Genomic DNA, 14,803 nt, shown 5'->3' on the forward strand with positions numbered 1-14,803 from the left:
GGAATGACGGTGCACACAAAACTGAACGTATCAGGCCTTGGTCGGCGACAGGTTCTTGGCCTGCTCGCCGTGCCGCTATTTGGGCGGTTGGCGCAGGCGGAGGCCTTCCCGCAGCGCGTAGCGGCCATTGATTGGGCGATGCTGGAAACCGCCATGGCGCTTGGTGTTGCGCCCGTTGCCGCGACTGAACTTATCCAGTTCAGGAAGGATAGTGTCGAGCCGCTGGTGCCGGAGACTGTCGCAGATCTTGGTTTAAGAGGTTCGCCAAATTTTGAACTTCTTTATCTCTTGCGGCCTGAGCTTATTCTGATTTCGCCGTTTTATACCCGCTATCAGCAGCAGCTTGCGGCCATTGCACCAACCATGTCGCTGCCGTTTTACGTCAAGGGTGAGCCGCCCTTCGGCAAAGCACTTGCGGCGGTCACTGCGCTGGGCGAGCGACTTGGCAGGTCCACACAGGCGCAAGAGGTACTGCAGCAGAGCGGGCATTTGCTGGAAACGATGCGTGAGCGTCTTTCAACCTACGCCAATCGTCCGACCTACATCATCAATATCGGTGATAGCAGGCACTTTCGCGCCTTCGGCAGCGACAGCATGTTTGGCGACATCCTGATGCGGCTTGGTCTGCCGAATGCATGGCGTGAGGGCTCGCGTTTTACCTTCGCAGCGCCGGTGCCGCTGGAAACCCTTGCGGAAAATCCGGATGCGCGGATTGTCGTTGTGTCCAATGTTCCGGTGGAGGCGCGCAGCGGTTTACGCAGAAGCCTGATCTGGAGCGCGCTTGAGCCGGTCAAGAGCAAGCGATTGGTGATGCTGGACAACGTCAATCCCTATGGAGGTGTGACAGCCGGCATGCGTTTTGCCAGGTTGTTGACGGAGGCACTGCTAACCAATGAGGATGCGCTGTGACCGTCAGGACAATTTGGAGCCTTGCCGCAGCAACGCTGCTTCTGGCTCTGGCACTCGCCACCTATACAGCGCTACAAAGATTGCCATTACAGGACTGGCCTGCCATTCCGTTTGATGCGGCACGAATGACGACCGACCAGATCATTCTGGCTTATGCGATATTGCCTCGCTCAGCGGTTGCCATACTGGCAGGCACCATACTCGGGCTTTCCGGCGCACTTCTGCAACGGCTTTTGCAAAACCCGATTGCCGACCCTTCTACACTTGGTGTGTCTGCGGGCGCGCAGCTTGCCATCGTCGCTGGCACGTTGTTTTTCCCGGAAGTGCTGGATGGCTACCGTGGTCTGGTCGCACTGTCCGGTTCGTTCATGGCGGCATCGGTTGTTTTCCTGCTTGGATGGCGACGTGCCTTCGAGCCCGTTTCGATGGTTGTCTCAGGTCTTCTGGTCGGCGTGACGGCGTCTGCGGTTTCTGCGGCACTGACCCTGTCGCAGGGCGAATATCTGATGTCCCTTGTCACCTGGAATGGTGGTTCGCTGAGCCAGCAGGACTGGTCGGTATCCCTGTCATTGCTGCTTCAGTTGATCGGTGGGCTGTTCCTGACCCTGCTTCTGATCCGACCTCTGGTGGTTCTGGCGATTGGTGATGCCGGTGCGCGGTCTCTCGGGGTCTCGCTTTTCGGGATTCGTTTTGCCATTGGAGCATTGGCAGTGGCGCTATCCGCAGGTGTTTCAGCTGCTGTCGGACTTGTGAGTTTTATCGGACTTGCTGCGCCGGCACTTGTGCGGGGGCTTGGTGTTCGTAAACCAGCCCATATCCTGTTTGCCGCCCCGGTCGCTGGGGGGCTATTGCTTTGGCTTTGCGACGGTTTTGTCCAGTTGCTGGCATCAACAACCAGTGAAAATTTCCCGACAGGTGCTGTGACAGCGCTCATCGGCGGCCCGCTGCTGTTGTGGCTTTTGCCGCAGGTGCGCTCCGATGATGCCCATCAATCCGGTATTGCGGAACAACAGAACCGTCGATCACTGCGGAGTCTTCTGCTGTTGTGTGCTTTTATCCCGGTCATTGTCTTTGTTGCACTGGCTGTTGCCAAAACCGCTGAGGGCTGGCTGATTTCGAATATGCAGGACTTCAAGGATGTTCTGCCTCTTCGTTGGCCCCGTTTGCTGGCGTCGGCTGGTGCCGGCGGTCTGCTTGCTCTCGCAGGCGCAATTCTGCAGCGACTGACCGGCAACCCGATGGCAAGCCCGGAAGTGATTGGTGTGAGTGGCGGAGCAGGCATCGGTTTTGCCGCCGCGATTACTATTTTCCCGGCAGCTGGCATGTTGCAATTGTTTGCCGGGGCAGGCCTCGGTGCAATCGCCGTGATGATTGTTGTGCTGATATTCTCCAGCCGGCAGCATCTTTCTCCGCAACGCATTCTGCTGGCCGGTGTTGCGGTCAGTTCCTTCAGTTCTGCAATCCTGGCGGCACTGCTTGCCGTTGGTGATCAGAGATCATGGCAGATCCTGTCCTGGCTGGGGGGTACTGCATCGACTGCGACTCCGGTTACCGCCATGGTTTTGGGCTCACTCGGCGTTATTATCCTGTTTCTGTGCCTGACGCTTTCCCGTTGGTTGACGATTATGCCGCTCGGAGCTTCCGTGCCGCAAACGCTGGGAGTGCCTGTCCGGGCAGCACGAACTCTGATGATATTGGCTGCCGGGCTGGGAACTGGCGCTGCTGCGTTGCTGGTTGGTCCGCTTAGTTTTGTGGGGCTGATGGCGCCGCATATTGCTTTCAGGGCAGGATTCACAAGATCTCGCGATCATATGCTGGCGACATTCTTGCTGGGAGCAATGCTGATGTTGATTGCAGATATCGGTGCGAGAACTGTGACATTCCCTTACGAACTGCCGTTGGGATTGTTTGCTGCCATGGCGGGCGCGCCCTATCTCATCTGGTTGATAGGCAGGCGCGCATGACAAATGTGATTGCGATTATGTATGCGGTAACGAGAGGAGCAGGGGCATGAACACTTTTGTTACATCGCAAAACGATGAGGCTTCTCCCTTGTTTTCATTAAAGGATGTATCGCTGTCTTTACAGGGCAGGACGTTGTTACAGCCCTTGACACTCGCTCTGCCCGCGAAAAGAACAGTTGGTCTGATCGGTCATAATGGCTCCGGCAAATCGACACTGCTGAAAATCCTTGCCCGTCTGCAAAACCCGACCGGCGGCGATGTTTCCTTCTGTGGAAAGCCGCTGTCGGAGTGGGGTAATCGCGAGTTTGCCCGAGGGCTTGCTTACCTGCCGCAAAATACACCGCCAGCATCGGGCATGACGGTGCGGGAACTGGTGGCTCTTGGTCGTTACCCATGGCACGGGGCGCTTGGTCGGTTCAGCACTGTTGATCAAAAAAAGGTCGATGAGGCGATTGAGCTGACAGATATCGGCCCATTCCTTGACCGGCTTGTCGATACGTTGTCGGGCGGAGAGCGCCAACGGGTGTGGCTGGCGATGCTGGTTGCCCAGGACGCACATTGCCTGCTGCTGGATGAGCCAATTTCAGCGCTCGATGTGGCGCACCAGATTGAGGTGCTGTCACTTGTTCAGCGTCTCTCGCATGAAAAGGGTCTCGGTGTTGTCGTGGTGCTGCACGACGTCAACATGGCCGCCCGCTTCTGCGACGACATTATCGCACTTCATTCCGGCAAGCTGATTGCCCGCGGCAGCCCGGATGAGATCATGACATCGCAAGCCCTGCAAAAAATCTACGGCGTTTCAATGGATGTCATCACGCATCCGGCCACCGGCAGGCTGGTGGCGCTGGCGATATAAACCGTTGCAACCGCTTTGAAAAATCTCAATTTGTCAGACGAGCGGCGGTAAACTTGTCGGTGACCAGCACGTCTATGACGCCAAGTTTCAACGCGCCGGCAATGGCTTCGGTCTTGGACTCTCCACCGGCCAGTGCCATGACGCGATTGGTCTTACGTAGCTCTTCGAGTGAAAGGCCGATAACCCGATCATTGAGTGGTGTTTCCACCGGTTTACCGTCCTTGTCGTAGAAGCGGTAGGAAATCTCGCCAACTGCGCCAGCATCGTGCAGCATGGCCATCTCCTGCGGTGAGAAGATATTGCCGGACCGGGCCAGAAGTTCTGACGGTTCGACGGCGCCAATGCCGACAATGGCGAGGCTAAGGCGGCTGAAAAGGTCCATGGTTTCACGCACAACCGGGTCGGCCAGCATGACGAGCTTTGCTTCTCGCGATGAGGTGATGCCTTGTACGAGGAGAAGGCGCGGTTCGCCACCGGTCAGCCGGGCAAGACGCGCGGTCAACTGTGTCGCATGGGTTTGCACTGACGCATCGCCCATGCCACCAAGTACCTGCACAATGTATTTGGCCTTTGCGTTTTTTAGCGGATGAATGTTGTCCACCATCCGCAGAATGGTCTGGCTCCAGCTTGAGACACCGATGATTTCATCCGGCTGAACGGTGACCTCCAGAAAATGTGCGGCTGCTTCGCCAATGCGCGCGGTAATGGCGCTGTCACGATCTTCCGAACAGTCGATAACAATGGCTTCGGTCAGGCCGTAGCGATCACGAAGGGCGTCTTCGAGCTCTGCGAAGGTGCCAGCTGGTGGAATTACCGTCGTGCGAACGATATCTTCCTGCTCGGCACGCTTCAGCATGCGCGACACGGTTGCCTGAGACATATGCATGATTTCAGCAATTTTGGACTGCCTTTTGCCTTCGATATGGTACATCTGGGCAATTCGGGCGATCAGTCGCAGCTCATTGAGCCGTGCCATGCAAACCTCCGGCAGTGAATTTTTATTCACTCATAGATGAAGGGACGGACACGGTCGAGCGATAGATTGCGTCCTGCCAGACATGCAGGCGATCCATAACATCGGAGCTCCGTGGGGTGATTGTATTGCTGTTGCGTGGCAGCGCACTGATGGCTGCCAGATCCGACCACACACCCAGTGAAAGGCCGGCAAGATAGGCAGCACCCAGTGCTGACGCCTCCGGCGCATCACATTGAATGATCGCCCGATCAAGAACATCGGCCACGCATTGCATAAGGAAAGTGTTCTGACTTGGACCGCCATCAACGTAGAGACGACCCATTGGTGTCTGCGACTGCGAGGCCATGGCTTTGAATACGTCATGCACCTGAAAGGCGATGGAATCGGTGACTGAACGCGCCATCTGCGCCCGCGTCGTGTTGAAGGTCATGCCAGAAAACAATGCGCGTGCATCGGAATGCCAGTAGGGCGCGCCAAGCCCGACAAAGGCTGGAACGAAACCGGGTCCGCCGGGGGCGGCCGTCGCGGCAAGTTCGGTCAGTGCCTGCACATCGGGAAGGCCTAGCATCTCGACCATCCATGGAAGAGAAGCGGCCGAAACCAGAATATTGCCCTCAAAAGCATAGGTCGGTTTGCCAGCAATCGACCACGCAATGGTGGTGGTGATACCTTGTTGAGGCGCAATGAAGCCGGGAAGGGTGGTCATGATTGACGACCCTGTGCCGAAGGTTGCCTTGCCATCGCCCGGATTAAACGCGCCATGGCCGAACAATGCGGCATGGCTGTCGCCAATGGCGGCGGCAATCGGAATGCCGTCCTTAAGACCCGGCACATTGCTGGTGACGCCAAAATGCGCGGCGCTATCGCGAACTTCCGGTAATGCGGACTTGGGAACACCAAACAGGGTGCACAGTTCGTCGCTCCAGACTTGGCCGTTGAGATCATATAGCTGGCTGCGGGCGGCATTGGCTGCATCACATGCGTGGACCGCGCCGCCGGTAAAGCAATGGATCAGCCAGGCATCGATGGTTCCCAGTTTTACGTTATGTCCTGCTGGTGCCCGATCCAGAAGCCATTTCATTTTCGGGCCAGGGAACATCGGGTCAATCGGCAAGCCCGTCAGTGCCTGCACGCGCGGCGCATGACCTGCGGTAATCAATTCTGCGCATGCAGATGCCGTGCGACGACACTGCCAGCTTACAACTGGGCCTAATGGCTCTCCTGTTTGTGCATCCCAGATCGTGACAGATTCACGTTGATTGGAGATGGCAATGCCGATGATCTCAACGTTCTCATTGGCCTGAATGCAGTTTGCGATTGCCTCCTGAACAGATTGCCACAGGCGAATAGGACTTTGCTCCACCCAGCCGGGTTGCGGATGCTCGATGCCAACCGGGGATGATCCGCGTGAAAGGATTTCTCCTGCGGTGGACACAAGCACGGCCTTCGAATTCGTGGTGCCTTGGTCTATGGCGAGAATGGCAGGCGTCGTCATGGCTGCTCCGGTTGAGGGGCGTTAAGGGCAGTGCGAATGTGAACCCATGCTGCGCCCGGTATCGAGTTTAGGCATGCGAGGTCATGCCTGTGAAGACTTCCGTGCAATCAGCGACACCGCTGCATCTGCTATGGCTGCAGGCGACATGCCAAACTCGTCCAGCAGGAACTCTGCAGAGCCGGTGGGGGCAAATATTCCCGGGACACCTAGTATTTTCATTGGAACAGGTGCTTCAGCCACCACACATTCGGCAATGGCAGAGCCAAGGCCACCATAAACCGAGTGCTCTTCAGCGGTCAGAATTGCACCTGTTTCCCGTGCCGCCTTTACAATCGCATCGACATCGATCGGTCGAACGGTTGCCATGTTAAGTACCCGGGCTTCGATACCCTTGGCGGCCAGAATATCGGCAGCTTTCATTATGCGGTGGGTGAGTGTGCCATTGGCAATCAACGTCAGTGCATCACCGTCACGCAAAAGATTGGCTTTGCCGAGTTCAAACGTGTGGCCTACCGGGAGCAGATCGGGAACCCCGACACGGGAAAGGCGAAGGAAAACCGGTCCATCATATTTGGCCGCCCATTCGACAGCTGCTGCGGTTTCGATGGAATCGCACGGGGCGATGACTGGAAGGTTCGGCAAAACCCGTGTCCAGGCAAAGTCTTCAATTGAATGATGCGTTGGTCCAAGTTCGCCGTATGCCATGCCGGAAGAAATGCCGACCAGTTTCACGTTGGCATTGGAATAAGCAATGTCAGCTTTGACCTGTTCCAGCGAGCGTCCCGTAAGAAAACAGGAGGCGCCACAGACGAAGGGCAGGAGGCCGCCATTTGCAAGGCCGGCACCAACGCCAACCATGTTTTGCTCGGCAATCCCGACATTGACCAAACGCTCTGGCCATTTGGCCTTGAAGCCGCCGAGCTTCGATGAGCCAACGGAGTCGTTGCAGACGGCGACGACTTTGGAATTTTCAGCCCCGAGACGTTCCAGCACTGCAACGAAAGCATCGCGACAATCATGCAGCTTTGCGGAAGGTGTTATAGCGTTCATCACGGCGTCTCCGAAAGCTCAGCCAAGGCAATTTTGTATTGTTCTGCGTTTGGCACCTTGTGATGCCAATCAACGGTGTCCTGCATGAAGGAAATACCGTGGCCCTTGTTGGTATGGGCAACGATGCAATGTGGGCGGTCGCCACGCTTTTCCAATGCCGGAACAATCTCGTTCATGGCATTGCCGCTGATTTCTGTGACATCCCACCCGAATGCCGCAAGTTTGGACGCGAAAGGTGCGAGGTCGTTGGTGTCTTTGAGGGCTGCGCCCTGCTGGAAGCGGTTGTGATCGATAATCAGCGTGAGGTTATCGAGGCCGAATTGCGCTGCGGAGGCGATAGCTTCCCAGTTTGAACCCTCCTGCATCTCACCGTCGCCCGTTAAGACATAGGTGCGATAATTAGCGCCTGTTATCTTGGCAGCCTTGGCCATTCCGACAGCAACAGGCAAGCCGTGACCCAGCGGTCCGGTGTTGGTTTCTACTCCCGGCACCTTGTTGCAGTTCGGGTGACCATTCAGGCGCGAATGCGGCTTCAGAAATGTGCTGATTTCTTCCTCCGGTATGAAGCCCCGTTTGGCGAGAGTCACGTAAAGTGCCAGCGCGACGTGCCCCTTGGACAGAACGAAACGATCGCGGTCCACATGCTTTGGCTGATCCGGCCAAATGCGCAGGACGCGAAAATAAAGGGCAGTGAGAATATCTATTGCAGACATTTCTCCGCCGATATGGCCGGCACCAGCTTCGAAAACTGCTTGAACATCGCGAAGGCGAATTTGGCGGGCGATGTGTTCGAGATCATTCGGCTGCATGAAATCTCCGTAATGAATATATATGCACTTATAGATATAATTTCACATTAAAAGAAATAGTCAAGTCTCCAGCCGCTTTTTTGCCAATGCTTTGGCTGTTCAGATTGAAAATCTGGATTTAAACGCTTTGGTGAATAGTTATGCAGTGCCGGCCGGGAGCGATTACCGTGTGCGGTCTGGCCGAAAATATCCGACAGGCAAGCGTTGTCGTGGTGTGACGCGCTCGTTCGCCACTTCGATGACAAAACAGTTGCCATGTAGGATAAACATGAATATTTTTATCATAATAATATGCCGACTAAGCGGGAAATAACGGCCACGGAAACTCCGTTTTCCAGAGGGTGTAAAGAGCGTTGATGTTATCGGGCAGTTTCACTTTAACGGCCGGTCGGGTCCACAAACCGGAACTCACGATAAAAGCTGAATGAACTGAAATGACTTATCTGCACTCGATGGTTTGCCAGACGGAAGGCATAAAGCTGAATGCGCCAGTCAAATGGCGTGGGCTTGACGGCATGATGAGTGTGTACTGGGACGCTGAGGGCCAGAACGGCGCCAATGGCTATTATCTGTCTCCTGATCCGCGTATCGTGATTTTTCTGAACGATGTGTCATCACATATCCAAATGTCGAATAAAGACAGGATAGATACCCAGCAATATCGTCCCATGATGCGGGCCATTTATGTGCCAGCGGGCGTGCCATTGTGGACGAATTTTACTGCCCTACATCGGTTCTCCCATCTCGATCTTCATTTGCACAAGGATCGCCTGCTAAGGTTCCTGTCTCCATCGATTGGAACATCGGCTGCTCTGACTGCTCTGCGCAGGCCGGTTGAAATTCAGGATATTCGTTCAATTGAAATGCTGGCCAGTCTGGTCATTGACGAGGTTTGTGAGCCATCAAAGCATGCAGTCTACGCAGAAACCCTCATCGGCAGTATTGTCACGGCGCTTCTGGATCTTCCCGAGGATGATTTTGAGCGATCTAATGGACGGTTGACGCAGGCGCAGATGAACAAGCTGATCGTCGGTATGAGCGAACGTAGCGACTGCCGAATGACCGTTGCAGAGATGGCAACGATTGTCGGTCTGTCAGAAAGCTGGTTTGCCAATGTTTTCAAACAGACAACAGGCAAGACACCGTTGCAGTGGCAGTTGGGCAAGCGTATCGATCTGGCGCAGAAAATGCTGCTGGAAAGCGATCTGAGTGTCGCTGGCATTGCAGCGCAGCTTGGATTTTCAGACCAGGCGCATCTGACGAAATCGTTCCGCCAGGTTTCAGGGCAAACGCCCGCCGCATGGCGACGCATGCAACAGCTCGGTTGAGATATCAGCCGCCAGGATCTGCCGTTACTGGTGAAAATGGTAAAAGTGCAATCTAAGACATGCTGTGCGTAAACTATCGCGCATATGGCAATAAGTGCACTTGTCTGTTAGTCTTTGCGGATGAAAAGAGCGTCGCGCACCGGTGTGAATGTTGGCTATTCACCCATGATTGTTCCGGTTTGGGTTTCAGAGAAGAAAACCATTGCGACCGCAGCGGATGCGGCGTTTCTGGCTGGGGCGGCACTAAACTCTCTCGATGGTTTTATAAAAAAGGGCCATGCCTGGTCTGGATGCTGGCGAAGCCGGTTGGCGCTTCTCTGTGCGCTATCAGCCAATCAGATGCTTGGGCGTGAGACGGACGAGGCTGCTTTGCGCGATGCCGTTTTAATGTCTCGGGTGGGGGAAAATGCCGGGCCTGCCGGTAATGTGCTGTTGGCGACCAGAATGCTGAAAACGCGGATGGACTTCATCAACTCCAAAACCCTTCAGGCGCTGGTAGAGCTTTTTTCGTTGAGGTGGGATAGCACACTTGCCGAGTTGCCTGTCGTGATTGACGAGATCATGCAGAAGCCACAGGCTGTTCCATTCGAAATAGCGGAAATGGTAGCAAGAATTTATGTCGTGCGGCCTGATGCAGAGGTTTTGGCATGGTGGCTGGCCGATTGGCTTCTGGCGCAACGCCTTGGTTGGGATTTGCCTGTTCCGCTATTGCTGACCCAACGTTATGGATCGGGATTTCGACTAAGTGGTGGCAAGGGGCGCGTGATACCCGGTGACAACGGGTTTGCGCAGGCGGTCTGTATGGCGCTGGTTCGTGGGGCAGAAGATGCTTTGCAACTTGCAAACGACATCGGGCGACGGGCAGATCGAATGACAATGAGCTCTGAAAAGATAAGAACGAAAGGTGGCGAAAGGATAGTCTGGCAGCTTTTGAACGAGGATGCCGTCTCTGCCTCAGCGCCGGGCACAGACTTGTCACGTTGGGCCAGCAGCAGGTTTTTCGAGCGTCTAGAAAGCCTCGGTGGTGTCAGGGAGCTTTCTGGCCGCTCTACATTCCGCGTTTACGGGATTTGACGATGGACGATGAAGCTGCACCCAAAAAGCAAAGGCGTGGCAAACAGGCTGGTAGCAAAATTGAAATTCCGCTTGATACCGAGCTGGAACATTTGCCGGAAGAGTTTCGGTGGAGAGAATGGATGATGCGCGCGGAGGCGATAATTTTTGCCGCGTCAGAACCGGTTCGTCGCGAAACTCTGGCCCGCGTGGTGGGTGCAAATTGCGATATTGATCGGTTGGTTGGTGATCTGCTTGCGGAAATGAAAATGAGGTCCTACGATATCGTTTCTGTCGCCGGTGGTTGGCAATATCGGACAAAGCCGGCCTATGCGCATGCTATAAAAGCTGCCAAAGGTCAAACACGGGCCATGGCACCGGCTATTTCGCACCAAGAAGCGATGGTATTGATCGCTATTGCCTATTTCCAACCCATTACACGTGGCGAACTATCCAAAATTTTCGGCAAGGAAATTTCGCGCGATACGATCGCCAGTATTCGCGGTGCAGGCTTGCTCGATACCGGGCCGCGTAGTCCTATGCCTGGCGCACCCTACACCTATGTGACGACGAAATATTTCCTGTCGGCTTTCGGATTTGAGACACTGCGTGACCTACCGGATATCGAAGCCCTTGAGGACGCAGGCCTGTTGAACAGGAAAGCCGTTGTGGTGACTGAATCGGCGGTTGAGACCATACAGGACGCAGACGAAAATTAATGCGTGCGCGGTCAGTTTCCCCGCGGATGACTTCTGCACGATCGAAGCGTTCGCCTTGGGGTCTCGAGTTCTCGGTCCTGTTGCAAAAATTCCGATTGGCAGTGAACAGATGCCCTATGCTCGTTACCCGGTTTTTGCATCCAAGTTCGGTGCGAGCAGGATCGCCACCTCGGCCAGCGCCCTCGGTCACGCAGGGGCACATCACCTCATATCTTTTAAACGTCGCGTACGCCGTTTTTCGAGCGTCCAGAACGCTATGGATTTTTGCTCCCAATTTCAATTGAAGTGCTAAGCAAGAAACTCGACGTCAAATTCTTCGCTTGCGATTTCACTCCAGAGGAAGGGAAGGGGCAGTTAACCCGCTGAACAGTTGGCCATATTCGCCTCAAGCTGTCGTGTCGACGACGTTATTTGCGCTATTATCGGTTCCCGCTCAGCTTTCGCGACGTCGAAGACCTGCTTGCCGAGCGCGGTATTGACGTTTCGTTGTAGACTGTGTCGGAATGGGCAGCGAAGTTTGGTCTCAAATTCGCTTGCCAGCGCCGGCGCCGCGCACGAGGCCGATTTGCCGACAAGTGGCAGCTCGATGAGATGGTGGTAACGATCAAGGGAAAGAAGTACTGGCTGTGGCGCGCCGTCGATGCAAACGGTTACGTCCTCGATGCCCTGCTGCAAAGCCGAAGAAACAGGGCAGCAGCCCTGCGTCTGATGCGCAAGCTTCTCAAGGGTCAGGGCACCATCCCGCGGGTGATAGTCACCGACAAGCTGCGGTCCTATTCAGCCGCAAAGGCAGAATTGATGCCGGGCGTCGAACATCGTTCGCATACCCGAAACGCCTGCCACCCGCGAGATATCACCAACAACTGCTCCGGCCTATGCCTCGAGGAGCTTTTTGCGTTTGACCTCCATGTCGATATTGCTAAGGCGCAATTCGGCCCAACAGAGCGTTTTTGGGTTAAGGTGACGACTTGCTGCATCTCCGCAATTACATCCATCGCGGCCAATATATTGGCGATGTCGCCTTGCACCTGCAAGGTGCTGGTCGGTGGCCGGGTCTTTTGCCGATCACCACTGTCTTTATAAGGTCTTGCTCGATAGGAATGAAACGGAACTTCGCCCGCCGCAGTCCTGTTGCGGGAGTGTATAGTTGAGATGAGTAGTCGATTTTCATGCCTGAAGTGGGCGTGACGCCAGGTTTCACATCGGGCACCGTGCGTTTGTCTCAAGTGACCTTGGCGCAAATCCGCTTCACGAAAGTCGCCTTGATCTTAATCCCGCTTCTATGAGTAATCCGAAATAGCTACGTTGATGTACGTGTGTTTTATAAGTACTCAAAATGTGCTACATTGACTTGAAATTACTATAGTAATATCAATCATGTTTACTTTATGTGGGGTGTAATCATGAGTCCGATCTCGGTGGCGCTGGTTGATGATCACCCCTTAATGCTTGCTGGATTGACTGAAATCCTCAGGAAACAGCCAGCATTTTCAGTCACAGCAACTGGGTCGAGCGCTGATGATATACTGGATATCGGCCTGAGATTGGCGCCAGACGTCTTTGTCGTCGACCTGATGATGCCGGGAAACATTTTCGAAGCAATCGCAAAACTGGTCGAAAAAGTCCGAACGAAAATTCTGGTGTTTACCGCAATGACGGGTAGCGATTACGCTGTGCGGGCACTTAATGCTGGCGCAAGCGGCTACGTTCTCAAAGGAAGCAGTGCGCAGGAGCTCCTCCAAGCCATCGCAACCGTCCATAGGGGCGATATGTTCATTACTCCTGCATTTGCCTGCAAGGTCATCGAAGAGCTTAAGTTGGCCTCTCTCAAGAAAATCACCGGGGCCGAAGTAAAGCTGAGCATACGTGAAGGCCAGATCATTAGGATGCTTCTACGAGGTTTCACAAATCGGCAAATTGCGGCCGACCTGCAGATCGGCGAAAAAACCGTCAAAAACTATATGACTATCCTGATGCAGAAGTTGAATGTAAGAAATCGTCTGGAAGTATTACTTGCTGCTCAGAAACTTGAAGGCGGCTCTGATACTGTCATACGTCACTAGATGCCATTCCCCTCCATCGGCACCACGACCTGAAGCTCCGTTCCAGAGCGCGGGCGCTTCCGGATTTCAACTCTACCGCCAAAGGCTTCGACGCGGTTGCGAATACCCTGCAGGCCGAGCGGCCTGCGACGGCCTTGGGCGAGGTTCAATCCAAAACCAGGTCCATCGTCGGCAATGACGACGGTGATGGTCAATGGGTCTGCTGAGGCCGATACCCGCTGGTCGCGTCCACCGCCATGCTGGAAAGCATTGTTGAGCCCTTCCTGTACGACGCGATAAAGACAGATCTTCAGCGGGTGCACGACACGCTCGGGCAGGCCGTCATAGTGCTGTGTGACCTTCGAGCCGGTTGTATATTCGTGTTGATCGACCGCCATGCCTAGGGCCGACTCCAACGTCATGTGTTCGATTTCCGGCATTACCAGTCCGGTTGAAAGCTCTCGTAACTCCGTCAAGACCTGACCTGCAATATGCGAGGGAGTAAGATCGACCTCCGAGACGACGGGCGCGCTGTCAATCGTCGTCGTACATCGGATGGGTGCCTCTGAAAATCCTCCAAGTTTGAGGATCAACAGGCTGAGCAGTTGAACGGGACCATCGTGCAGATCAGCACCGATCCGGTTCAGGATCTGCTCATTGGACTTCGTTGCATCCATTCGCGCCCTGTCGGCTGCCTTACGAAGCTCGGTATTCTGCTCCGCCAAGGTCTGGGCCTGAGCAAGCTGCATCTTCAACGTCGTCCTTTGATGAGCGATGATATTGCTCGCCCGCTGGACGATGAGGTACAACAACGCCATGATGGCGAGTGTTGTTGCACCTACGATCGCCCATGTCTGACGCTGAACCATATCGCGCTGAACGACGAATTCGTCAGCATCCTCGTAGAGCTCTCCGACTGCGATGATGTCGTGCGTACCGGCACGGTAGATCGGTGCATAGATTTCGATGAGAGATCTATCAGCCTTCTCTCCATCGCCTTCACCGTCGTCGTGGCCGTATTCAAGTTGCGCGACGACTTGACCGGCGAAGGCCCGCTTCAGATCGGGCGATGGAAACACCCTTCCAATCAGGGACTTGTTGGTGCTGTAGATGACCATCCCATCATTGCGCCAGATCTTGAATCCTTCGACCCGGCGTGCGAGGTCAGTGCCGATTAGCAGGTCGTCAAGTTCCTTGCTGCGGGTTTGGGAAACCTGTGGATCTTGTGCAGACCCCTCGACATGGCGGGCCAGGAAACCCTCCATGTAAAGGGCGCCGGACTCGGTCCTGCTTCTCAGCTGATTTTCGGCAATCTGGCCATTGAGCCACTCGCCAAGAATTGCCATCGAACTGCAGATGACCAGCCCGGCAACTATCAAAAATTGCTGTTTCAGATCAAGAGTATGCCAATAATTTAAGAACCCGGTTCTCATGTAGACAGAGCTCTTTTTGAAAGGGACGTAAGTCACATTTGTTTCCGGGCCTAAAGTCCCGGCCTCCTGAAGACCAAAGTCCATGAATGTCAGTGGACCTTTGGAACTATCTCCTAGCCTTGCCTCAAGACATTATCTGATCATCGCAGACAATGCTGAAGATTTTCTA

The 14,803-nt window shown here is 54.7% G+C and carries 12 protein-coding genes and 1 pseudogene; 8 read left to right on the forward strand and 5 right to left on the reverse strand.

Annotated features, from left to right (window positions below):
- Positions 1–3 precede the first annotated feature (3 nt).
- The 3 genes from M2418_RS20755 to M2418_RS20765 are packed head-to-tail and all read left to right on the forward strand — an operon-like array spanning position 4 to position 3,729.
- Positions 4–909 carry an iron-siderophore ABC transporter substrate-binding protein gene (locus M2418_RS20755; RefSeq protein WP_259148867.1) on the forward strand — a complete coding sequence of 302 codons (906 nt, stop codon included), beginning with the start codon at positions 4–6 and terminating at the stop codon, positions 907–909.
- Positions 906–2,873, forward strand: coding sequence for a Fe(3+)-hydroxamate ABC transporter permease FhuB (gene fhuB / locus M2418_RS20760; protein WP_259148868.1), 1,968 nt, complete (start codon positions 906–908; stop codon positions 2,871–2,873). Before M2418_RS20755 ends, fhuB begins: the two co-directional genes overlap by 4 nt.
- Positions 2,874–2,919: 46 nt before the next feature.
- Complete coding sequence (locus M2418_RS20765; RefSeq protein WP_259148869.1) at positions 2,920–3,729, forward strand: ATP-binding cassette domain-containing protein; 810 nt, start codon at positions 2,920–2,922, stop codon at positions 3,727–3,729.
- Between the two features lie 25 nt (positions 3,730–3,754).
- Here the strand turns inward: M2418_RS20765 and M2418_RS20770 are convergent, their stop codons facing one another.
- The 4 genes from M2418_RS20770 to M2418_RS20785 all read right to left on the reverse strand — a co-directional run bounded on the left by M2418_RS20770 (position 3,755) and on the right by M2418_RS20785 (position 8,059).
- Positions 3,755–4,705, reverse strand: coding sequence for a sugar-binding transcriptional regulator (locus M2418_RS20770; protein ID WP_259148870.1), 951 nt, complete (start codon positions 4,703–4,705; stop codon positions 3,755–3,757).
- A gap of 22 nt (positions 4,706–4,727) precedes the next feature.
- Entirely contained in the window at positions 4,728–6,200 is a 1,473-nt protein-coding gene (locus tag M2418_RS20775; protein WP_259148871.1) for an FGGY family carbohydrate kinase, read from the reverse strand.
- Positions 6,201–6,281: 81 nt separating this feature from the next.
- Entirely contained in the window at positions 6,282–7,250 is a 969-nt protein-coding gene (locus M2418_RS20780) for a transketolase family protein (RefSeq protein WP_259148872.1), read from the reverse strand.
- Positions 7,250–8,059: a transketolase gene (locus M2418_RS20785; protein WP_259148873.1), complete on the reverse strand. Its 810-nt coding sequence runs from the start codon at positions 8,057–8,059 to the stop codon at positions 7,250–7,252. The genes M2418_RS20780 and M2418_RS20785 overlap by 1 nt, the downstream gene beginning before the upstream one ends.
- A 434-nt stretch (positions 8,060–8,493) precedes the next feature.
- Here M2418_RS20785 and M2418_RS20790 point away from each other — a divergent pair, with 434 nt between their 5' ends.
- From M2418_RS20790 to M2418_RS20810, 5 genes and pseudogenes are all read left to right on the forward strand, one after another.
- The gene (locus M2418_RS20790) at positions 8,494–9,387 is read left to right on the forward strand and encodes an AraC family transcriptional regulator (RefSeq protein WP_259148874.1); all 894 of its coding nucleotides are present in this window, start codon (positions 8,494–8,496) and stop codon (positions 9,385–9,387) included.
- Positions 9,388–9,552: 165 nt separating this feature from the next.
- Positions 9,553–10,461, forward strand: a complete 909-nt coding sequence (locus M2418_RS20795) for a DUF1403 family protein (protein WP_259148875.1) — start codon at positions 9,553–9,555, stop codon at positions 10,459–10,461.
- 2 nt (positions 10,462–10,463) lie between these two features.
- Positions 10,464–11,159 (forward strand): SMC-Scp complex subunit ScpB, encoded by a 696-nt coding sequence (locus tag M2418_RS20800; RefSeq protein ID WP_259148876.1) that lies wholly within the window; start codon positions 10,464–10,466, stop codon positions 11,157–11,159.
- A gap of 378 nt (positions 11,160–11,537) precedes the next feature.
- A pseudogene (locus tag M2418_RS20805) lies at positions 11,538–11,984 on the forward strand (IS6 family transposase); the annotation flags it as partial.
- 578 nt (positions 11,985–12,562) lie between these two features.
- Positions 12,563–13,222, forward strand: a complete 660-nt coding sequence (locus tag M2418_RS20810) for a response regulator transcription factor (RefSeq protein ID WP_062589101.1) — start codon at positions 12,563–12,565, stop codon at positions 13,220–13,222.
- On the opposite strand, the gene M2418_RS20815 is transcribed toward M2418_RS20810, so the two are convergent.
- Entirely contained in the window at positions 13,219–14,718 is a 1,500-nt protein-coding gene (locus M2418_RS20815; RefSeq protein WP_250985637.1) for a sensor histidine kinase, read from the reverse strand. The two genes, M2418_RS20810 and M2418_RS20815, sit on opposite strands and share 4 nt — an antisense overlap.
- Positions 14,719–14,803 lie beyond the last annotated feature (85 nt).

The sequence above is a fragment of the Rhizobium sp. BIGb0125 genome (genome assembly GCF_024810055.1).
GTDB lineage: Bacteria > Pseudomonadota > Alphaproteobacteria > Rhizobiales > Rhizobiaceae > Agrobacterium.

Excerpts from the sequence above, each read along its gene's own strand:
- M2418_RS20780 (WP_259148872.1), bottom strand. The coding sequence starts at position 7,250 with ATGAACGCTATAACACCTTCCGCAAAGCTGCATGATTGTCGCGATGCT.
- M2418_RS20795 (WP_259148875.1), top strand. The coding sequence starts at position 9,553 with ATGATTGTTCCGGTTTGGGTTTCAGAGAAGAAAACCATTGCGACCGCA.
- M2418_RS20785 (WP_259148873.1), bottom strand. The coding sequence starts at position 8,059 with ATGCAGCCGAATGATCTCGAACACATCGCCCGCCAAATTCGCCTTCGC.
- M2418_RS20800 (WP_259148876.1), top strand. The coding sequence starts at position 10,464 with ATGGACGATGAAGCTGCACCCAAAAAGCAAAGGCGTGGCAAACAGGCT.
- M2418_RS20775 (WP_259148871.1), bottom strand. The coding sequence starts at position 6,200 with ATGACGACGCCTGCCATTCTCGCCATAGACCAAGGCACCACGAATTCG.
- M2418_RS20815 (WP_250985637.1), bottom strand. The coding sequence starts at position 14,718 with ATGGACTTTGGTCTTCAGGAGGCCGGGACTTTAGGCCCGGAAACAAAT.
- M2418_RS20810 (WP_062589101.1), top strand. The coding sequence starts at position 12,563 with ATGAGTCCGATCTCGGTGGCGCTGGTTGATGATCACCCCTTAATGCTT.
- M2418_RS20790 (WP_259148874.1), top strand. The coding sequence starts at position 8,494 with ATGACTTATCTGCACTCGATGGTTTGCCAGACGGAAGGCATAAAGCTG.
- M2418_RS20755 (WP_259148867.1), top strand. The coding sequence starts at position 4 with ATGACGGTGCACACAAAACTGAACGTATCAGGCCTTGGTCGGCGACAG.
- M2418_RS20765 (WP_259148869.1), top strand. The coding sequence starts at position 2,920 with ATGAACACTTTTGTTACATCGCAAAACGATGAGGCTTCTCCCTTGTTT.
- M2418_RS20770 (WP_259148870.1), bottom strand. The coding sequence starts at position 4,705 with ATGGCACGGCTCAATGAGCTGCGACTGATCGCCCGAATTGCCCAGATG.